The sequence below is a fragment of the Janthinobacterium silvisoli genome, assembly GCF_014200725.1.
Classification (GTDB): Bacteria; Pseudomonadota; Gammaproteobacteria; order Burkholderiales; family Burkholderiaceae_D; genus Janthinobacterium.
The window spans coordinates 1-20,435 of record NZ_JACHCL010000010.1 but is presented as its reverse complement, the minus strand read 5'-3'; the positions used below and the strand labels follow the sequence as shown (position 1 = coordinate 20,435).

General features: G+C 57.2%; 15 protein-coding genes. 9 read left to right on the top strand and 6 right to left on the bottom strand.

Features of this window, described 5'->3' with window-relative positions; translation table 11 throughout:
* Positions 1–123: 123 nt before the first annotated feature.
* Positions 124–531, bottom strand: coding sequence for a hypothetical protein (locus HDE75_RS25335; RefSeq protein WP_183682488.1), 408 nt, complete (start codon positions 529–531; stop codon positions 124–126).
* A gap of 695 nt (positions 532–1,226) precedes the next feature.
* On the opposite strand from HDE75_RS25335, the gene HDE75_RS25330 reads away from it, so the two are divergent.
* The 5 genes from HDE75_RS25330 (at position 1,227) to HDE75_RS25310 (ending at position 6,110) form a co-directional block, all read left to right on the top strand.
* On the top strand, positions 1,227–1,631 hold the full coding sequence (locus tag HDE75_RS25330) for a MerR family transcriptional regulator (protein WP_183682702.1): 405 nt from the start codon (positions 1,227–1,229) through the stop codon (positions 1,629–1,631).
* Positions 1,632–1,767: 136 nt separating this feature from the next.
* The gene (locus HDE75_RS25325; protein WP_183682484.1) at positions 1,768–2,952 is read left to right on the top strand and encodes an isovaleryl-CoA dehydrogenase; all 1,185 of its coding nucleotides are present in this window, start codon (positions 1,768–1,770) and stop codon (positions 2,950–2,952) included.
* A gap of 26 nt (positions 2,953–2,978) precedes the next feature.
* Positions 2,979–4,175 (top strand): acetyl-CoA C-acyltransferase, encoded by a 1,197-nt coding sequence (locus tag HDE75_RS25320; protein ID WP_183682481.1) that lies wholly within the window; start codon positions 2,979–2,981, stop codon positions 4,173–4,175.
* A gap of 84 nt (positions 4,176–4,259) precedes the next feature.
* Positions 4,260–4,928 carry an SDR family oxidoreductase gene (locus HDE75_RS25315; protein WP_183682478.1) on the top strand — a complete coding sequence of 223 codons (669 nt, stop codon included), beginning with the start codon at positions 4,260–4,262 and terminating at the stop codon, positions 4,926–4,928.
* 54 nt (positions 4,929–4,982) lie between these two features.
* Positions 4,983–6,110 carry an acyl-CoA dehydrogenase family protein gene (locus HDE75_RS25310; RefSeq protein WP_183682475.1) on the top strand — a complete coding sequence of 376 codons (1,128 nt, stop codon included), beginning with the start codon at positions 4,983–4,985 and terminating at the stop codon, positions 6,108–6,110.
* Positions 6,111–6,476: 366 nt separating this feature from the next.
* Here HDE75_RS25310 and HDE75_RS25305 read toward each other — a convergent pair whose 3' ends face one another.
* The 4 genes from HDE75_RS25305 to HDE75_RS25290 all read right to left on the bottom strand — a co-directional run bounded on the left by HDE75_RS25305 (position 6,477) and on the right by HDE75_RS25290 (position 13,369).
* Positions 6,477–7,376, bottom strand: coding sequence for a YihY/virulence factor BrkB family protein (locus tag HDE75_RS25305; protein ID WP_183682472.1), 900 nt, complete (start codon positions 7,374–7,376; stop codon positions 6,477–6,479).
* 49 nt (positions 7,377–7,425) lie between these two features.
* Positions 7,426–8,502: a S66 peptidase family protein gene (locus tag HDE75_RS25300; protein WP_183682470.1), complete on the bottom strand. Its 1,077-nt coding sequence runs from the start codon at positions 8,500–8,502 to the stop codon at positions 7,426–7,428.
* Positions 8,503–8,525: 23 nt separating this feature from the next.
* Positions 8,526–11,312 (bottom strand): TonB-dependent receptor, encoded by a 2,787-nt coding sequence (locus HDE75_RS25295; RefSeq protein ID WP_183682467.1) that lies wholly within the window; start codon positions 11,310–11,312, stop codon positions 8,526–8,528.
* 245 nt (positions 11,313–11,557) lie between these two features.
* Complete coding sequence (locus tag HDE75_RS25290; RefSeq protein WP_409254938.1) at positions 11,558–13,369, bottom strand: ABC transporter substrate-binding protein; 1,812 nt, start codon at positions 13,367–13,369, stop codon at positions 11,558–11,560.
* Between the two features lie 201 nt (positions 13,370–13,570).
* Between HDE75_RS25290 and HDE75_RS25285 the strand changes: the two genes are divergently transcribed.
* Positions 13,571–14,809, top strand: coding sequence for a nucleoside recognition domain-containing protein (locus HDE75_RS25285; RefSeq protein ID WP_183682462.1), 1,239 nt, complete (start codon positions 13,571–13,573; stop codon positions 14,807–14,809).
* 8 nt (positions 14,810–14,817) lie between these two features.
* Positions 14,818–16,320, top strand: coding sequence for a D-alanyl-D-alanine carboxypeptidase/D-alanyl-D-alanine endopeptidase (gene dacB / locus HDE75_RS25280; protein ID WP_183682459.1), 1,503 nt, complete (start codon positions 14,818–14,820; stop codon positions 16,318–16,320).
* Here dacB and HDE75_RS27085 read toward each other — a convergent pair.
* A complete protein-coding gene (locus HDE75_RS27085; protein ID WP_465052679.1) occupies positions 16,256–16,543 on the bottom strand; it encodes an IS66 family transposase in 288 nt (95 codons plus the stop codon). The genes dacB and HDE75_RS27085 overlap by 65 nt on opposite strands.
* 261 nt (positions 16,544–16,804) lie before the next feature.
* On the opposite strand from HDE75_RS27085, the gene HDE75_RS25275 reads away from it, so the two are divergent.
* Together HDE75_RS25275 and HDE75_RS25270 are read left to right on the top strand one after the other, a co-directional pair.
* Complete coding sequence (locus HDE75_RS25275; RefSeq protein ID WP_183682456.1) at positions 16,805–18,544, top strand: phospholipase C; 1,740 nt, start codon at positions 16,805–16,807, stop codon at positions 18,542–18,544.
* 119 nt (positions 18,545–18,663) lie between these two features.
* A complete protein-coding gene (locus HDE75_RS25270) occupies positions 18,664–20,052 on the top strand; it encodes a cytochrome-c peroxidase (protein ID WP_183682453.1) in 1,389 nt (462 codons plus the stop codon).
* Positions 20,053–20,435 lie beyond the last annotated feature (383 nt).

Here is a 20,435-nt window from a genome sequence, read left to right as displayed (position 1 = left end):
CAACATACGAGGTCTTATTGTGCGGCAAAATCATGTCTCCAGTATGACCCGGCGCAAAAAAAGTACAAGGGTGACGCCGCCTGCATGTAGCCGGGCGGCAACGGCGTGTTAGCGCCAGAATGATTACTTTTGGTAGTTAACTCTTACCAGCATGCGAATAAATTCACGCGCGATTTGCCGATGATGTTCATCCAATCTTTGCAAATCAGCAATTAATTTCACATCGGCCGACTCAAAGCGCGACAAGCCGCCGGTTGATTCGCCGTTCGGCGTGGCACTTTCAGGACCACCAAAACGCAACCATTCCGCAGGTACGCCCAACCATTGGGCAATCATGCGCAACTTTTCTTGCGTAGGAATTGCTTCACCTACCAACCATTTCCTAGCGGCATGCACGGTGATCGGGCGTCCGTCGAAACGGATATTGAATTCCCGTGCCAATCTGGTCGGGCTGTCTGGGGAGTAGTGGGCGTTTTTGAGAGCCAACTGAAGTCGTTGGCTAAAGCTTTCGCGTTCGTTAGAAGAATTCATAGGTGCACTATTTCATGTTGTAACATGAAAGTCAGTTTCTTGAATGACCATACGGATTGTTACATTTGAAAATAAAGTAATTAACAATTAACAATCCGACGGGGGTTTCAGATAAAAACCTGAGCCGAATTTTCTATTGTTATCCTGTGTGGCTTCGGGTCAAATTCGCGGCCAGCTTTGATTTTCGCACTGCAACACGATTCAAAGCTTCGGTTTGGCGCTACAACGTACGGTATCGGATAATGCGCCCCTACACCGTTTAGTGCAAGACGTATGTCATACACTTTCCTAATGGAAAACTTTTCACTAATAACATGTTATTTGCATTTTAGAATGCAGGCGATGACAACATTTCACTTGTGAAATGTTTCTTGATAACATGTTATCGCGCCATGATTGCCGGGTTTGCAATTTACTTCTATCATAACGAAAATATGCGCTGTTGACACAAAGAAAATTCTTTTTGGTGTCATATTAGCCACCAACTCTCGATCTATGCCCTCTTTTAGCGCATGGAATCCATTTATTTGTTGCAACTCTTCGCCAATAGCAAGCATGCATCCTCAGCATGTTTTCCTTGTTGCCACACGCTGCAGGCGCGCTACAATGTGGTTGACGTTAACGTCAACCACACACAGTATCCGACCTTTCACTGCACACCACGCCCAGCCATGCAAACCACACCGCCTGTACAGATGACGACCTACACCATCACCGAACTGGCCCGAGAATTCGACATCACGGCGCGCGCCATCCGCTTTTATGAAGACCAGGGCTTGCTCAGTCCCAAGCGCGAAGGCGCGGGCGGGCGCAACCGTGTCTACACGCCACGCGACCGCACCCGTCTCAAGCTGACCCTGCGCGGCAAGCGTTTGGGCCTGGCCTTGTCGGAAATCAAAAGCCTGGTCGACATGTATGAGACGCCCAAGGACACGCGCGCGCAGATGGACCGTTTCCTCGGCGTGCTGGCCCAGCACCGCCAGACGCTGGAACAGCAGCGCATCGACATCGAGATGGCGCTGGCGGAAATCAGCTCGCACGAAGAAGCTTGCGCGCAGATGCTGGCTGGTCTGGACAGCAACGCGGTCCAGGCAAAATAAGACCTGCAACCCCGGAGTCGTGATCGGGTGTATATTTGACGCTTACTTGACGTTTACGTTAACGTCATGACTCGGTATCATTAGCTTCTGACACGGCAGCCTTGATTGCCATACTTATAACGAAGACGAGGACGACATGCTCCATCTCCCAGGTTTGACCTTTGATCACGGCGAAGACATCGCCTCGCTGCGGGAAGCGATCCAACAATTTGCCGCCGCTGAAATCGCACCGCGCGCCGCTGAAATCGACCGTACTGACCAGTTCCCCATGGATTTGTGGCGCAAGATGGGCGACATGGGCTTACTCGGCATCACCGTCGGCGAGGAATACGGCGGCGCCGGCATGGGTTATCTGGCCCACATCATCGCCATGGAAGAAATCTCGCGCGCCTCGGCCTCGGTCGGCCTGTCATATGGCGCCCATTCGAACCTGTGCGTGAACCAGATCAAGCGCAACGGCACCGAAGAACAAAAAGCCAAATACCTGCCGAAACTGATCACGGGCGAACACATAGGCGCCTTGGCCATGTCGGAACCGAACGCCGGTTCCGACGTCGTCAGCATGAAACTGCGCGCCGATTTCAAGGGCGACCGCTGGGTCTTGAACGGCACCAAGATGTGGATCACCAACGGCCCCGATGCGGACGTGCTGGTGGTCTACGCAAAGAATGACCTGGAAGCGGGCCCGCGCGGCATGACGGCGTTCCTGATCGAAAAGAATTTCAAGGGTTTTTCGATTGCGCAAAAACTCGACAAGCTGGGCATGCGCGGTTCGCACACAGGCGAACTGGTATTCCAGGATTGCGAAGTGCCAGCCGAAAACGTGCTGGGCGGCTTGGGCAAAGGCGTCAATGTGCTGATGTCGGGCCTGGACTTCGAGCGCACCGTATTGTCTGGCGGTCCGCTGGGCATCATGCAGGCGTGCATGGACCTGGTAGTGCCGTATGTGCATGACCGCAAGCAATTCGGCCAGGCCATCGGTGAATTCCAATTGATGCAGGGCAAACTGGCCGATATGTATTCGACCATGATGGCGTGCAAGGCCTACGTCTACGCCGTCGGCCAGGCTTGCGACCGCGCCACCACACCCGAAGCCGTGCGCCAGTTGCGCAAGGATGCGGCCGGCGCGATCCTGTACAGCGCCGAAAAAGCCACCTGGATGGCAGGCGAAGCGATCCAGGCGCTGGGCGGCAATGGCTACATCAACGAGTACCCGGCCGGCCGCCTGTGGCGCGACGCCAAACTGTATGAAATCGGCGCCGGCACCAGCGAAATCCGCCGCATGCTGATCGGCCGTGAATTGTTTGCGGAAACCAAGTAAGCCACCCTAGATAACGGAGATCCACCATGCAAGATCCAGTAGTCATCGTCGGTGCCGCGCGCACCCCCATGGGCGCCTTCCAGGGCGACTTTTCCAACGTCACGGCCAGCGACCTGGGCGCCGTTGCCATCCGCGCCGCCGTCGAGCGCGCTGGCGTGGCGCCTGATGCAGTCGAGCACGTGTATTTCGGCAATTGCCTGATGGCCGGCCAAGGCCAGGCGCCTGCCCGCCAGGCATTGCGCAAGGCTGGATTGCCGGATTCCACCGGCGCCGTGACCCTGTCGAAAATGTGTGGCTCGGCCATGCAGACAACCATGTTTGCCCACGATACCTTGCTGGCCGGCAGCGCCGACGTAGTGGTGGCAGGCGGCATGGAATCGATGACCAATGCGCCCTACCTCGTGCCCAAGGCACGCGGCGGCTACCGCATCGGCCACGGCATGATTTACGACCACATGATGATGGATGGCCTGGAAGACGCCTACAGCCGCGATGAAAAAGGTAATGCCCGCTCGATGGGCACCTTTGCCGAAGAGTGCGCCAGCCAGTACGCATTTACGCGCGAAGCGCAGGATGCGTTTGCCATTGCATCAGTCCAGCGCGCCCAGGCGGCCAGCAAGGATGGCAGCTTTGAATGGGAAATCGCACCCGTCACCGTCTCCGGTCGCGGCGGCGACACGGTGATCAGCCTCGATGAAGGTCCGCAAAAAGCGCGCCTGGAAAAAATCCCCTCGCTCAAACCTGCCTTCAAGAAAGACGGCACCATCACCGCCGCGTCTTCTTCGTCAATCAACGACGGCGCCGCTGCGCTGGTGCTGATGCGCGAATCGACGGCCAAAAAACTCGGCTGCACCGTGATCGCGAAAATCTATGGCCACGCCACCCATGCGCAAGCCCCCAACGAGTTCACCACGGCCCCGATCGGCGCGGTGAAAAAGCTGTACGCCAAAACGGGCTGGAGCAGCAGCAATGTGGATTTGTTTGAAATCAATGAAGCGTTTGCCGCCGTGCCGATGGCTGCCATGCACGATCTCGACATTCCACACAGCAAGATCAACATCCATGGCGGCGCCTGCGCACTGGGCCATCCGATCGGCGCCTCGGGCGCGCGCATCATCGTCACTTTGCTGGGCGCACTGAAAAAGACCGGCGGCAAGCGCGGCGTGGCGGCCCTGTGCATAGGCGGCGGTGAAGCGACTGCAATGGCGATCGAACTGGTATAAGCTTCCTGCTTAACACGACAGGCGCGCAGTCGGCACTGAGCTTGCAGACGGCGCGCTTTTTTATTTCATTCCAGGGAGAAGCACATGCCTACAGCATTGATCATCGGCGCCTCACGCGGCATCGGCCACGAAATCGTCCGCCAGTACCGCCACGATGGCTGGCGCGTCATCGCCACCGCCCGCAAACCGGACGATTGCGAAGCGCTTAAACAGCTGGGCGCCGAAGCGCATCTGCTCGATGTGATCGATGTGGAAGGTTGCGCCGGCATGGGCTGGAAGCTCGATGATGAAAAACTGGACGTCGCCATCCTCAACGCGGGCGTCTACGGTCCGCGCCACGATGGTTTTCCAGCACAGCAAGATTTCGATGCGGTGATGCACACCAATGTGCTGGCCGCCATGCGTTTATTACCCATACTGGCGCCGCTGGTCGCCAACGCGCAGGGCAAGCTGGCCGTGCTGTCATCGCACATGGGTTCGCTTTCCGAACGCAACAGTCCGCGCGGCTCGCTATACCGTGCCAGCAAGGCAGCCTTGAATTCCGTGCTGATCGATACGGCCCTCGTGCATGGCCCGCAAGGCGTCAGCTGCGTGGCCTTCCATCCGGGCTGGGTACGCACGGACATGGGCGGAAGTGACGCCGATATTTCTCCTGAAGAAAGCGCTGCCGGCATTCGTGCCACCCTGGCCAGCCTGGCGCCCACACAAGAGGCCGTGTTCCGCAACTACGATGGCAAGCCTATCGGCTGGTAAGCAGAGAAACAGCTGACCCGGCGCAAAACATAAAAAAGAAAGAGACAAGCACCGATGATACTGAATGAAGAACAAGCGATGATCCAGGATGCCTTGCGCAGTTTTTCGCGCGAGCGCCTGGCGCCCAACGCCGCCCGCTGGGACAAGGAACATCATTTCCCGAAAGAAGAATTGCAGGAACTGGCAGCGCTCGGCGCATTCGGCGTGGCCGTGCCGGAAGCGCTGGGCGGCGCCGGACTCGACTACGTGTCGCTGGCCCTGGTGCTGGAAGAAATCGCCGCTGGCGATGGGGGCACGTCGACGATTATCTCCGTCAATAATTGCCCTGTATGCAGCATCGCCATGATGTACGCCAATGCGGCGCAAAAAGAACAATGGCTGCGCCCGCTGGCGCAAGGGACCATGCTGGGGGCGTTTTGCCTGACGGAACCGCACACGGGCAGCGACGCCTCGGCCCTGCGCACCACGGCCACGCGCGATGGCGATGACTACGTTCTCAACGGCACCAAGCAGTTCATTACCAGCGGCAAATATGCGGACGTGGCCATCGTCATGGCCGTGACCGACAAGGCCGCTGGCAAGCGCGGCATCAGCGCCTTCTGGGTGCCGACCAATACGCCGGGCTACATCGTGGCAGGGCTGGAACAGAAGATGGGCCAGCATTCATCGGACACGGCGCAAATCCTGTTTGAAAATTGCCGCATTCCTGCGGAAAACTTGATCGGTGAAGAAGGGCAAGGCTACAAGATCGCCTTGTCTGGCCTGGAAGGCGGACGCATCGGCATCGCTTCGCAAGCGGTGGGCATGGCGCGCGCCGCGTATGAAGCAGCGCTCAGTTATGCACGCGAACGTGAAAGTTTCGGCAAGCCCATCTATGAACACCAGGCCGTGCAATTCCGCCTGGCCGATATGGCCACGCAAATCGAAGCGGCGCGGCAATTGATATGCCACGCAGCATCGATGAAAGATGCCGGCTTGCCCTGCCTGAAAGAAGCGGCCATGGCCAAGCTGTTCGCGTCTGAAATGGCGGAAAAAGTCTGTTCCGACGCGATCCAGGTGCACGGCGGCTATGGCTACGTGTCCGACTTCCCCGTCGAACGCATCTACCGCGACGTGCGCGTGTGCCAGATTTATGAAGGCACCAGCGATATCCAGAAGATATTGATTGCTCGGGCGTTGTAAAGCTGGGGTCTGACCCGGCGGGTCAGACCCCAATCAAACGCCAACGATGGACGAAAAAAAAGCCTGCATATTTGCAGGCTTTGTTCCAATGTATTACCAATGCTTTAATCGTGTCATGGACGCCAGTGCTATCTGCAAAGTGCCTCCTGATTTCGGACTCCCATGCTATCTGCATGGTGACTCCAAGTGTAAAATCGACCAACGTATCCGGAATTACAAAATCCATTCTTCACACTGTCACGCCATCGACATTACACCTGTCGGTCGCCGTGCGGGGTCTGGATAGTGAGACTATTTGCAAGCAAATCTCAATCACTGCACGTATTATAGCACAGCTTTTTTGTGCGTCGCAACAACTATTTAAAATCAAGTATTTAGCGCACCTGGAGGCTTGGCCTTGTCACCGCGTGCCACTCTTTCATACTCGGAAATCACTTGCGCTCCCAGCAGCAGCAAGGTGGCGCCGATTTCCAGGCTGAACATCACGACGATGGCCGTCGTCATCGAACCGTACACCACGTTCACTTGCGACAAGGTCGAGAAATACCAGACCAGCACATGACGCGCGATTTCCCACAGCAGGGCTGCCGTCACGCCGCCGATCAGCGCATGCGAGATCGACAGCCGGCCTACCGGCATCACCAGGTAGATAGAACTGAGCACAAGGATTTCGCCCACCAGCCCCAGCAGATACAGCAGCACGCCGGACAGCCGCCCCAGGCCCCAGTCATGGCGCAAAAAGTGCACGCTTTCCTCACCCATCACTTGCAAGCCGCCCGCCACCAGGGTGATCAGCAAGATACCCAGGCCCAGGCACAGGATGTAGCAGTAGGGCAAGATGGCGGAAATCAGGAAACGCCGGCGGCGTATGGCCACCCTGTGCACGAAGATCACGCTCATGGCGTTTTCCAGCACGGTAAATGCCAGCGAACTGAAAAACAGCATGGTCAGCAACAGCAGCCAGCCAATCACACCCCGGTTATCGAGGAAATGCGCGACTTCGGCCACGATGGCCTTCGATTGCCCGGGCACCAGCCATTCCAGGTAATGGCCTATGGTTTGCAGCAATTCATCTTGCGCAATCACATGCGACAACGCGACCACCACCAGCATCAGCAGCGGCACGATCGATAGCAGCGAGTAATAGGCCACGGCGCCAGCCAGCAGCAAACCCTGGTTGGCCCGGAAGGCTTTCAGCACTTGCAGCGTGAAAGCCAGCGGGTGGCTGAGGATATACGCACTGGCGCGGCGGTTGAAGATGTCCATGTGCCAAGCATACCGGCAATATGCTTGCCGCGCCGCGCGCACGGGAGCGCTAAGTGACAGCCGCTTCCAGCAAGGTCAAGGTTTGCCGCCCGGTATCCAGGGTAGCCAATATCTGCAACGGCAAAGTGAATTGATGGCGGATATGGCCGAAGGAATAACCAGCCACGGCAGGCACGGACAAGGGCAATAAATGCTGGTCGACTGTAGCGTTCAGGGTCAGGGAGGTATCGCCCTCGTCCGCTTCGCAATGCTCGAAAATACCCAGCATCAAGGCCGCCGCGTGCCTGAAGCCGACCGACAAATCCAGCTGGCACAGCATCCTGTCGATGCGGTAGGGGGCTTCGTTGACGTCTTCCAGGAACAAAATATGCTCGCGAAAGTCTGCCGCATACGGCGTGCCGGCCAGCGCACTGACCATGGCCAGGTTGCCGCCGATCAAACGCCCCGTGGCCAGGCCGCCATGCACGGTGCGGATGGCGAAATTGGGCTCCGTTTCACCGCGTAGCTGATTTTCCGCAGACATCGTGATCGTATAGCGCGGCTGCGGCGTCATCAGCACGTTTTGCAGCTGGGTCACGGTGTAATCGGAAAAAGTCGAGGAAGCCACCGGGCCGTGAAACGTTACCAGGCCCGTCTGGCTGGCGATGGCCAGGTGCAGCGCCGTGATGTCGGAATAACCGATCAATATCTTCGGGTTGCTGCGTATCAAGGCATAGTCGATCAGCGCCAGCAGCGAAATGCATCCCGAGCCGCCGCGTATGGCCCACACGGCCTTGACTTGCGGATCGCGGAAGGCGGCATGCAGATCGGCTAGCCGCTGCTGCACCGTGCCCGCATAATTGCCGTGCACGGCATGGATATTCGCCCCCAGGGTGGCCCGCAAGCCCAGCGATTCGATATTCTGTACCGCCTTGGCGATCGCTTCGTCATCGGTAAAACCAGCCGGTGCGATGATGGCGACTAGGTCGCCCTGGCGCAGCCGCGCCGGCTTGATCAGGGGGAGTGGAGTGGGCATAGTTTTTTGCTGCGCCGCCGCCAGTGCCGGTATCCCAGCCGTACCAGCCATACTTAGGGCGGCCAGCAAGCCGCCGAAGCGGCGTCGGCCAAAATGGGTGGGACTGGACATGCGGCCCTTTCTGGCAGTGTGCCTTACAAGAACTTGTACTTTACCTGGAACGACAGCGCACGCCCGCGCGGATCAGCTACCCGTGGGTCCCATCCCGCACCGACCACATCATCGACGTTGTGCGCCGTGAATGGTGGATCACGGTCAAACAGGTTCTGAATGCCCACGGTGATGGTGGTGTTCTTGAAGCCCGTGTAGGTACCCGACAGGCTGTACGTCGTATAGCTGGACACGTCGGGGTTGAAGCCGACCGGATAAGGCAAGGCACCACCGTTCGGCACCTGGTCTTTATAACCCGAGCTGTATTTCTGCGCCAGCAATCCGCTCCAATCGCCACGCGACAGGCTGAAGGTCGCATTGTGTTTCCAGCGCAGGTACAAATCGCGCGTGTAGAAATTGCCCACATACTCCTTGTATTCCTGGCCTGCAATTTCCGCGAACTTGAAGCTTTGCGTCCAGGTGCCATCGAGCGTCGCATTCCATTTAAAGCCATTGACTTTGCCTTCGCCGCGCAAGCTCAGGTCGGCGCCGCGCGTTCGCGAACCGGCGGCATTGATCCAGCCGCCCTGCACATAGTTGATCGTGTCATCCGGATTGCGGATGATGTATTGCGGCAGCAAGGCAGCGTTCTGCAACACAATGGTGGCGGAACGGTTCAGGATGCGATCCTTGGAATTGATGGCCCAGTAATCGAGCGAGGCCGAATAACCCTTGAACGGTTCGATCACCATCCCCAGGCTGCCTTGCTTCGAGGTTTCCGGTTTCAGATTAGGATTGCCGCCCGAGAAATAATTCAGGCGCGATGGAGCGCAGAATGCCGGGTCGCCAGGGTGACGTGCACAACCGACTGTATCGATCACGCCGCTGGACAATTCTTGGTACAACTGCCCCGAATACAATTGCGTGAAGCTGGGCGCGAGGAAACCCTTGTTGGCTGAACCGCGGAACAGCAGCCAGGAAGCGGGCTGATAACGGAACGAAACCTTGGGGTTCGTCGTGGCGCCCACCAGGCTGTAATCATCGCGGCGCAGCGCCAGCTGCATTTCCAAATCCTTGACGATAGGCACCAGCAATTCCGCATACACGGCCTTGACGTTGCGGCTGGCCTTGTCCAGCGCGGCATTGCCCGGCGACAGATACACGGTAGTCGCATCGATATCTTGCCCAAAGGCATAGCTTTCGCGGCGCAGATCGAAGCCCACGGCAGCGGACAAGGGGCCGGCCGGCAATTGCATCACTTCGCCAGACAGCGAACCATCGATGCCCGTCAGGGTCGTCTTGCCATGCTGGAAGTCGCCGCGGAACTTGGTCGACTCGATCAAGGCCTTGGCAGCGTCGGTCTGGGTCTGGCCTGGGCCCACCCACGGATTGATGATGCCGCTGGCCAAGGCCGGGAACAGTGCAGCCGTGTAAGCGTAGCCATCGGTCAGCTTGGTGTTGGTCTTGCTTTCGGCATGCGACACACCCGCCTTGTAATCCCAGCGGCCAACCGAGCCTTCGAAGCCGACCAGCAAACGTATATTGTCGGTGGTGTTTTCCTGGGTGCGGTTGCCGAAATCGTTGGCCCGCCATTTATAGGAAATCGGTTTGGTCTTGTCGAAAGTCGAGATGTAGGCGGACAGATCCTGATAATACGCACCGCCGACCGGATACAGGCCGCCACTGGCCACCGTGGTCTGGATTTGCATCGGCGTAAATTCCGCCGTCGCCTTGGTACGCGAACCGAGCAGTTCGACAAACATCGTGTGATCGGCAGCAAGTTTGAAGGTGCCACGGCTGAGCAAGTTGACGCGTTCGACGGGGAAAGAGATCACATAATCGCCGCCATAATCATAGGCGCAGGAATAGGTGCTGCGCAGCGGGGAGGTGACTTTCGACCAGAGCGCCGTCTGGTATTGCGACATGCCACTGATCGTGTCGCACTTGCCCTGGAAGCTCAGCGGATTGGCTTGCAGATACACATTCGCATCGCCAGGCAAGGTATAACCACCAATAAATTTCCCTGGATTTTTAGGGTCAGGGATTTGCAGGGCCGTACCGGCACCAGACAATTGGTTGGCATATGGCGTGCCGGTCGTGTCCGGCGACAAGCCACGGCCAGGCTGGAAGCCATTGGCAAACTTGCGCTGGTTAGAGCTGAGCTTGTCGTCATTGTCGGCCGTCAAGCTGACCATGATGTTGTAGCGGTCTTCTTCCAGATTGCCATGGCCGGCCAGCAGGGACGCGCGACGTTGCATGCCACCGCCCGCTTGCGTGGAATTGGTGGTGCCCGAGACTTCCAGGCCGTTGTAATTGGTTTTCAGGATGAAGTTGATCACGCCGCCGATAGCGTCCGTACCATAAATGGCCGAGGCGCCATCCTTGAGAATTTCCACGCGGGCAATCGCCCCCATCGGAATCGAGTTCAGGTCGACCGCCTTGCCGCTGGCGCCGTGGGTAGCGATGCGCCGGCCATTGAGCAATACCAGGGTGCTGTTCGGGCCCAGGCCGCGCAAGGAGGCAAACGAGGCGCCGCCGCTGACGCGGTCGGCGTCGGCGCCAAACACGTTATTGCCCGAAGTCATGTTATCGGCGCCCGTGCCGTTCGAAGAGATGATGGACAGCAATTGTTCGGCACTGGTGATGCCTTGTTTTTCGATTTGATCGTAGCTGATGATTTGCACCGGCAAGGCGCCTTCATTGGCCACGCGCTTGATGCTACTGCCCGTCACTTCCACCCGCTGCAACGATTGCGGCGCGGCTTCCTGTGCCAATGCCGGGCTCACCACCCCTATCAATGCCATCAACTGCGCCAGTTTCTTCAATTTCACGGGTCTCTCCTTCGTTTGGGCAAGCGAAACTTGAGTTTCTCAAGTCAGGTCGTTTTTTCATGTCGTAGCGTCTGTCTCAGTAGGACTTTTCGCGTTACTGCTCGCATTACTTCTTCTAATGACTTCTACGCATGACTTTATTTGTTTTCAATTTCAGAGTAACGCCTTGCCTCAAACACCCGCTAATGAAAAATGCTTTCCTAACTATAACTTTTTGGAATGAATGCCTTTTTCTCAGACCATGGTCACTTGCCAGCCGGGCGACCCCGCGTCATATCGACGTCCAGATAGCGCCAGGACGTGAATTCAACGGGATGACGCCTGTAGTTTTTTAGCCACGGCTGCTGCAAGTCGGCTGAGATGGGGTGTGTCAGCAGTACCCACGGCGTGTACGCGTGGATCAGCTGTGACATATCGAAGTACAGACTGCGGCGGCGCGGCGAATCGGACAGCAGGCGCGCCTCCTCATAGCGTTTATTGTAATCGGGTAAATTAAAGCGGGCATAGTTGGCGCGGCCACTGTTGGGACCGTACAACAATTGCATAAAGTTATCGCCGTCCGGGAAATCGGCCACCCAGTTGGTCTCGAACATCTGCACCTTGCCCAGGCGCGAAGCCTTGATGATTTCCGTCTTCTTGTCGCTCTTGAATTCCACGCGCAAGCCGATGGCGTTCAAATTGCGGCGCCACAATTCATCACGCAAGCGCCCCACCATGTTCGCTTCCGTATGCATGCTCAAAATCAAGGGCGTACCATCTGGCTGATGCCGAAAACCATCCGCGCCCAGCTTGTAGCCATAACGGTCCAGCAGGGCGCGCGCGAGCGCCGGATCGTAGCCGACGGGGCTGCGGTAATCCTTGTCATAACCGAGCACGTTGGGTGGCAGTGGCGATTGCGCTGGCAAGGCCAGGCCCTTTTTCAGCAAGGCGATATCTTCGCGGCTGTTGTAGCTGAGGGCGATGGCGCGCCGCAGGGCCAGCTTGTCCTTGGTATAGCCGCCCAGCACGGGATCGTCCATATTCATCCACATGTAATACGTCTGCAGCACGGGAAAGCGGTCGAGGGTGATGCCCCTGGTCGCCAGCTCCGGCTTCAACTTGCCATGGTCTAGCACCATATCCGTCAGCGATTCCGGCACTTGCTCCAGATAATCGAATTCGCCTTTCAGGAAACCCAGCATGCGCGATTGATATTCCTCAACGATGCGTACCTCGATGCGCTGCACCAGCGGCAATTGCTTGCCTTCCAGCGCTGTGGCAATCGCCTGGTCACCAGGTGCCAAGGCGGCCAGTGCTGCCGGCTCCGTATGAAACAGACTTTTTCGGAAAGTCGGGTTGGCCTCCAGCACGATCTTGTCGCTGCGCTTCCATTCCTTGATCATGAACGGTCCCGTGCCAACCGGGTGATTGCCAAACTGGCCGGCTGCCGGATAAGCTTCAGCCACTTCGCGCGCCACCACGCCAGTGGCTGGCATGGCCAGGTAAAACAGGAAGTTCGGGTCGACGCCATTCAAGCGGATGCGCAAGGTGTATTTGTCCAGCGCCTGCAATCCCGCGATCGGTCTGTCATAGCTGAACCTGGCTTTCAGCGCCGCATCACCCACCAGTTTGTCTTCCAGTAAAAACAACCACGGCGATTTCAGGTTGGGGTCGTACAGCCGCGTCAGGCTATACACATAATCCTGCGCCGTCACTTCGCGCGGCTTGCCCTTGAAGGCCGGGTCGGGCGTGAAAAAAATACCGGGTTGTATCTGGAAGATATAGGTGCGGCCGCCATCCGCGACCTTGGGCAAGCCGCGCGCTGTATTACCCTGCAGCTTGACGGGGCGCGCCAGATAGTCGTAGCGCAGCAGCGGGTCAAACACGTTTTCCATCAGGTTCAAACTGGCCAGGTCCGACGCCACGGCCGGGTCCAGGCCCGTCTCGCTGGTGCTCAGGAATAAGTGCAAGGTCTTGCCGGCGCGAGCGTCAGCCGCCTCGGTCGCGGCATGGCTGCCGGTGGTGAAAAGAAGCGCGATGGCCAGGCCGGCGGCGCAGGCGGTTTTATGCAGAGACATCATCAGTATTCCAGTACAGAAGGAAAGGCGTCACCGAGACTACGCGGGCAAGCCATGGGGCGCCAATGAAAACAGACTGCCAGCTTATAACTTTTTGGCATGTGATTGCTGCATTCTTTCATCAACTCGTATCGGGCTACCTCTATACTTTGCTTGCAGCTACATTCCCCGTCCCGCAACACCGCACTGCAAAGAACTGATATGGCACTTAATTACATCTGGTCCGGCTTTTTCCTCGTTGGTTTCCTCGCTGCCATCTTGCAGTGGCTGTTTCTCGGTGACACGGATATTTTCAAGCGCATCATCGACGGCACGTTTGAAACAGCGCGCATGGGCGTGATGGATATCGCCCTGCCGCTGGCCGGCGTGATGACCTTGTGGCTGGGCATCATGAATATCGGCGAGAAGGCTGGCATCGTGGGCTGGCTGGCGAAAGTGATCGCTCCCTTCTTTTCGAGGATATTCCCGGAAATTCCCAAGGACCATCCGGCCACCGGCCATATGGTGATGAATTTCTCGGCCAACCTGCTGGGCCTGGACAATGCCGCCACGCCATTCGGCTTGAAAGCCATGGAAAGCCTGCAAACCTTGAATCCGAACAAGGATGAGGCGACCAACGCGCAAATCATGTTCCTGGTGCTACACACCTCGGGCCTGACTTTAATTCCCTTGGCCATCATGGCGCAACGCTCTATCCTGGGTGCGGCCGATCCTTCCGACATCTTTATTCCCTGCATGATCGCCACCTATGTGGCCACCGTGGTCGGCATCATCACCGTTGCCATCAAGCAGCGCATCAATCTGATCAACCGGGTCGTGCTGGGCTGGCTGGGCGGCATGACCAGCGCCATCGTCGCGCTGATCTGGTATTTCACGCAGTACCTGACGAAACAGGAAATCGAACTGGTATCGAAGGTGGTCAGCAATCTGGTGTTAATTAGCGTGATCGCCATCTTCATCATCGGCGCGCTGCGCAAGCGCGTGAATGTCTATGACGCTTTCATTGAAGGCGCGAAAGGCGGCATCCAGACTTCGATCACCGTAATTCCTTATCTTGTCGGCATGCTGGTGGCCATCAGCGTGATCCGCAACGCGGGCGTGTTCAACTTTGTGATGGGGGGCCTGAACTGGGTCTTTGCCAACCTGGGCATCAATACGGACTTCGTGCCCGCGCTGCCGACCGCCATGATGAAGCCGCTCAGCGGTTCCGGCTCGAAAGCCATGATGATCGACGCCATGAATACCTACGGCGTCGACTCCTTCGTCGGCCGCCTCGCTTGCGTGTTCCAAGGATCGGCCGACACCACCTTCTATATCGTGGCCTTGTACTTCGGCTCGGTGGGCATCCGCAAGACGCGTTATGCCATCACGGCCGGACTGATCGCCGACCTGGCTGGCGTCATCGCCGCCATCTTTGTCGCCTACGTCTTTTTCCATTAAGGAGAGCCATGTTACGTCCCGTCTTGCTTGCCGCCTTGCTCGCCGGCATAGGTATTGCCAACGCGCAGGCGCAGCTACCTGAATCCGTCAGCCTGCTGTTGCGTGGCGCGAATATTCCAGAAGATGCCATCGGCGCGATTGTCTTGCGGGGCAATACCACCGTGCTGTCGCATGGCGCCGAGCGCAGCATGGAACCGGCCTCCACCATGAAAATCGTCACTACCGCCGTCAGCCTGGAGCAATTGGGTCCCATCTTTCGGGGGCGCACGGAATTGCGCACCAGCGCCGATGTCATCAATGGCGTGCTGAAAGGCGATTTGATATTGCGCGGTGGCGCCGATACGGATTTCAATGCCGATGTGCTCGAGCACATGCTGCAAGCCTTGCGCAACCAGGGCATCACGACTATCAAGGGCGATTTGATCCTGGACCGCCAGCTCTTCCAGCCGGCCCGGCCCGATATCGGAGCGCCGCCCTTCGATGAATCGGCCGAGTTCCGCTATAACGTCATCCCCGACGCCTTGCTGCTGAACACGAATCTGCTCGACGTCCAGATGAGTTCGACGGAACGGCAATTGCAACTGCTGCTGATGCCGCCGCTGGACAATGTCAGCATCAGCAGCGACATGAAGCTGATCAAGGGAAATTGCGCCAAATGGGAAGATGGCTGGCGCCCGCCTGAATATGTGCGTGGCCCGAACGGCAAGCTGCAAGTGATACTGCATGGCACCTTCCCGCAAAACTGCACCAAAGCCACCAGCATCAATGTCCTCGATCGCACGGATTATGCGGACCGCTTGTTCCGTGCCACCTGGAAACGGCTGGGCGGTACGCTGATGGGCACGGTGCGTGAAGCAGCGCCGACCGGACTTCCACCCACGGCCGACCCGGTCGGCACCCGCTTGCTGGCTGACCACGTGGCCCGCGCCTTGCCGGAAGTGCTGCGCGATACCAACAAGAATTCGGATAACACCTTGGCCCGTACCCTTTTCTTAAGCCTGGGCAGCTTGCAAAGCGATGGCTGGTTGGGCAGCCGCCCGGTCGCCATGGCCGCCCCGGAAGATACGGCAACGCGCGCGCGGCAAGTCATCCATGAGTGGATGCAGCGACACAATATCGATGACCAGGGCTTGCAGATTGAAAACGGCTCTGGCTTGTCGCGTACGGAACGTGTTTCACCACGCCAGATAGCGGGCGTGCTGCAAGCCATGCAGCAAAGCGTGTGGGCGCCCGAGTTCCAGTCCAGCCTGCCTATCGCCGCCCTCGACGGCACCATGCGCAAGCGCCTGCTGAACAGCCCGGCAGCAGCGCGGGCACGCATCAAGACGGGAACCTTGAATAATGTAGTGGCCATCGCCGGCTACGTTCCCGACGCCAACAACCAGCTCTGCATCGTGGTCGCCATGATCAACAGCAAGCTGGTCGGCAACGGTAATGGGCGCGCCATTACCGATGCGTTGATCGACTGGGTAGCCAAAAGCGGCGCCATGCCAGTGATAGCCGGTCAATAAAGAACGGCCATAAAAGCAAAAAAGCAGCGCGTAGCGCTGCTTTTTTTGTAAGCGGCAAGCCGCCCCACCTAAGCCAGGTATGCAGCTTGAACTTACCGATGACCATAGCCCGGATGGCGTTCTCGAGCAGATTGTTGTGTATCGGCAGCGTGCCCGCAGCGGCATAACGCTCAAGCGCCGGACTTGCCAATTGCTGGCGCAGCGTCCCCTGTTGTTGCCACATTTGCTATCGCTTCTCGTGTAACACCTTGCATTTCCCGCATAGATCAATGTAATAGTTTGTCGATAATTATCAGGAATGCATAGCGGAAACGCTTGCAAACTTGCCATCTTCAGTCACGACGTCACAATACGGTCATAAATCCGTCTCATACTTATGGTTGCGACGCCAACCGTTGCCAATTATGCATTTCTTATATTCATTTCGAATTATCGTGGCGTTGCCTTGACGGCAGCATCATATGTATTCCAGGAGCCTGTCGATATGTTAATTAATAATAATTCTCTTAAGATTTTATGCGGAAGTGTTGCGTTAGCGCTCACAGTCGTCGCTTGTAGTTCAGGCGATAGCTCGCCTGCGGCGAGTGGCGGAAATGGATCTCCCACGCCGCCTGTTTCGGCACAGGACGCGTTGACAACCACAACGCCGATCAAGCACCTGGTCGTGATCTTCAGTGAAAACCGCTCGTTTGACCATTATTTTGGTACCTATCCCAACGCAGCGAACCCCCTCAACGAACCGGCCTTCAATGCGGCTCCCGGCACTACCGTGCCGAACAACCTGACGCAAGGCACACTGCTGACGAATAACCCGAATTTCCTCAATCCGCAAAATAATGCCACTGCTCCCGGTAGCGGTATCAATCCATTCCGTCTGGATCGCAGCCAGGCGAATACCAATGGCCAATCGCACGACTACGCGAACGAGCAATTGGCCTACAACAATGGCGCGGCCGACCTGTTCCCTGCAAAAACCGGTAACAACGGTGGTGGAAGCGGCACCAAGTTCGGTACACCTGGTCTCGTCATGGGCTACTACGATGGCAATACGGTCACGGCACTCTGGAACTACGCCCAGAATTTCGCCATGAGCGACAATATGTACACTGATACGTACGGCCCTTCGACGCCAGGCGCACTCGAAGTGGTGTCTGGTCAGACCAATGGCGCCATCCCGGCAAACGGTGCGGCGCAAGGCGACAATGTGATTGCCGACGGGGCTGGTGGTTTCACGATGAACGGCGACTCCGATCCGGTCGGTGACGTTTGTTCTTCGACCTCCGCCAGCAACCTCGTGCAAATGAGTTCGAACAACAAGAACATCGGCGACCTGTTGAATGCCCAAAACATCACCTGGGGTGGTTTCATGGGCGGCTTCAATCTCGCAGCCGTCAACGCCAACGGAACAAATGGCTGCAAGCGCAGTACGTATTCGAGTGTGCTGGCCGCCAACTCGACAGACTATGTGCCTCACCATGCCTGGTTCCAGTATTATCCGACTACGCAAAATCCAGCGCATACCCGTCCAAGCTCGACTGCTGTGATCGGCGCCACCGATCCGCTCGACAGCACAGCGACTCCAGTGCATCATCAATATGACGTGAATGACTTCTTCGCGGCTGTGTCTGCAGGTAACTTCCCCTCGGTAAGCTACATCAAGGCGCCCGCCGTCGGCGATGCGCATCCTGGCAATTCCGATCCACTCGATGAACAGGCATTTATCGCCAACGTGGTTAACTTCCTGCAACAGCAGCCAGACTGGAAGAATACCGCCGTGGTCGTTACATACGACGACTCGGATGGCTGGTACGACCATGCCTATACGGCACCGACCACCTCCTCGTTCGACCCCGTGCATGACCAGTTGAACGGTGTGGGTTCCTGTACTTCAAGCGCTGCAAAACAAGGCGTTGGCGTCACCGGCAGTGCAGTCAACGGCCGTTGCGGCCCTGGCACCCGCATTCCGTTATTGGTAATTTCGCCTTATGCGAAGGTGAACTATATCGACCATACCCAAGTCACTCAGGCGTCGATCGTCCAGTTCATCGAGGATAACTGGCTGGGGGGTAAGCGTCTCGGTAACGGTTCGCACGATGCAACAACGGGCAGCATCATGAGCCTGTTCAATTTCAAACCCGCCAACCCTGCGCCACCAGTCTATATCGACACGACAACCGGCCTGAAGGTTTCAACACCTCCTGTTGTTAACACCAATCTGAGCTGATAATCGGCCGCCTTGCGCACGAGCGGAAGACGGCTTAATAGCAGACACTGCTGCTAATTCTCCAGCCAACCCCAAAAAATCCAGGATATCGAATTTTTTGGGGTTTAAACAATACCACCATGCCCACGACATCTTCTCCCCACTTCGTTCGCCGAGGCTGGTCGATAGCAATCCTCAGCGCCGCGGTCATCTGTATCGTCGCGACCATCGCGCAATATTACCGTCCCCAAGCTCTGCCGGAACCGATAGCGCAGCTCGCCGGAAATCTGTTCGGCATCAACCCTCACCCGGTCAAGCTTGTGCGTCCTCCGGTTATGCCGCTTAGCGCCGTCGCCCTGATTGGCCAGCGCATATTTCACGACCCGACGCTCTCGGCATCAGGCAGGCAATCTTGTGCGTCCTGCCATAACGCGCAAAACGGATATGGCCCACCCAATGGACAGTCGGTGCAACTCGGCGGCCTGCACCTGGCGACAGCTGGCTTGCGGGCCGTGCCCTCGTTGGCCTACCTGTATCGCCAGTCTGTATTCGGTATCGGTCCTGAAGCCGGAGAGACCGACACGCCAGTGAATCTAGATCAACTCGCCTCCTCCGCCCTCAATACGCCTCGCCAGCAGAAGGCCGCAGACGTCAAGGTGGCGGCACCAGCAATGGTGCCGCAGGGCGGGTTCTTCTGGGACGGCCGTGCGAGCACCCTTCAGGACCAGGCAATCGGTCCTTTGACCAATCCGGCCGAGATGGCCAACGTGGACAATGCCGAGGTCGCGCGTAAGTTGGCGAAAGCTGGTTATGGCGCCGAATTGGCTAAAATTTTCGGTACAGCGGTGACGAAGGACCCGAACTTGTTCGTTTCCGAGGCCATGTTCGCAATCGGCCGTTACCAATTCGAAGATGCTTCGTTTCATGCGTTCTCCAGCAAGTACGACTATTGGCTGGAAGGGCATGCACGATTAACGTCGTCGGAACAACGTGGCATGGTGCTTTTCAACGATAAAAACAAGGGAAATTGCGCCGCGTGCCATTTGAGTCAACCGTCCCAGGATGGTCAGCCACCGCTGTTTACCGATACACAGTACGAAGCGCTGGGGGTTCCCCGTAACCGGGATTTACCGGCAAATCGCGCTGCAACGTTCTACGACATGGGCATCTGCGGCCCTCTCCGTAAAGATATGGCGACACAATCGCAGTACTGCGGCATGTTCCTGACCCCGACCCTGCGCAATGCGGCAATGCGAAAAGTGTTCTTCCATAACGGCGTCTATCACGACCTAAAGCAAGTCCTGGATTTTTATAATTTGCGGGCAACGCAACCCGAAAAAATTTATCCGCACGATAAAAATGGACATGTTCAACAATACGATGACCTACCTGCAAGCGATCACACCAATATCGACGTCTTCGATGCACCGTTCGACAAAAAAGCTGGCGATACGCCGCCGTTGAACGACGCAGAGATCGCTGACCTCATCGCTTTCTTGAAGATACTTAACGATGGATATAAACCTTGATGACGCATATGTGATCGAGCAGAGAGATATCCGAAGTGGAAGTAATCCCTCTATTTTAAAGCGCTAAAAGCAGAGCTTAAGCGGCCAAGCGCAGCTGCTGTTTGGGTGTGATACTGCCATCTGGGGCCGGTCCGATATATGGGGCCGGCTGATTATTGAGGGTGCGAATGAGGAGCTCGTCGTCTCCCCCTGGTCCTATTCGACGTATAGAGGCAGTTAAAATCCGGGGTCAGACCCGCCGGGTCTGACCCCGGCCCTTGCCGTTGAGGTTCATCCCAGCAAAAGCAGCAGACGAAAAAAAACCCCACCGGATACCGGAGGGGTTTTTCTCTACTACGAATAACAAGCCTGACAATAACCTACTTTCACACTGGTTGCAGCAC

Bases quoted from the DNA above. Each gene is read 5' to 3' on its own strand.
- HDE75_RS25335 (WP_183682488.1), bottom strand. From the start codon at position 531: ATGAATTCTTCTAACGAACGCGAAAGCTTTAGCCAACGACTTCAGTTG.
- HDE75_RS25330 (WP_183682702.1), top strand. From the start codon at position 1,227: ATGACGACCTACACCATCACCGAACTGGCCCGAGAATTCGACATCACG.
- HDE75_RS25325 (WP_183682484.1), top strand. From the start codon at position 1,768: ATGCTCCATCTCCCAGGTTTGACCTTTGATCACGGCGAAGACATCGCC.
- HDE75_RS25320 (WP_183682481.1), top strand. From the start codon at position 2,979: ATGCAAGATCCAGTAGTCATCGTCGGTGCCGCGCGCACCCCCATGGGC.
- HDE75_RS25315 (WP_183682478.1), top strand. From the start codon at position 4,260: ATGCCTACAGCATTGATCATCGGCGCCTCACGCGGCATCGGCCACGAA.
- HDE75_RS25310 (WP_183682475.1), top strand. From the start codon at position 4,983: ATGATACTGAATGAAGAACAAGCGATGATCCAGGATGCCTTGCGCAGT.
- HDE75_RS25305 (WP_183682472.1), bottom strand. From the start codon at position 7,376: ATGGACATCTTCAACCGCCGCGCCAGTGCGTATATCCTCAGCCACCCG.
- HDE75_RS25300 (WP_183682470.1), bottom strand. From the start codon at position 8,502: ATGTCCAGTCCCACCCATTTTGGCCGACGCCGCTTCGGCGGCTTGCTG.
- HDE75_RS25290 (WP_409254938.1), bottom strand. From the start codon at position 13,369: ATGTCTCTGCATAAAACCGCCTGCGCCGCCGGCCTGGCCATCGCGCTT.
- HDE75_RS25285 (WP_183682462.1), top strand. From the start codon at position 13,571: ATGGCACTTAATTACATCTGGTCCGGCTTTTTCCTCGTTGGTTTCCTC.
- dacB (WP_183682459.1), top strand. From the start codon at position 14,818: ATGTTACGTCCCGTCTTGCTTGCCGCCTTGCTCGCCGGCATAGGTATT.
- HDE75_RS27085 (WP_465052679.1), bottom strand. From the start codon at position 16,543: ATGTGGCAACAACAGGGGACGCTGCGCCAGCAATTGGCAAGTCCGGCG.
- HDE75_RS25275 (WP_183682456.1), top strand. From the start codon at position 16,805: ATGTTAATTAATAATAATTCTCTTAAGATTTTATGCGGAAGTGTTGCG.
- HDE75_RS25270 (WP_183682453.1), top strand. From the start codon at position 18,664: ATGCCCACGACATCTTCTCCCCACTTCGTTCGCCGAGGCTGGTCGATA.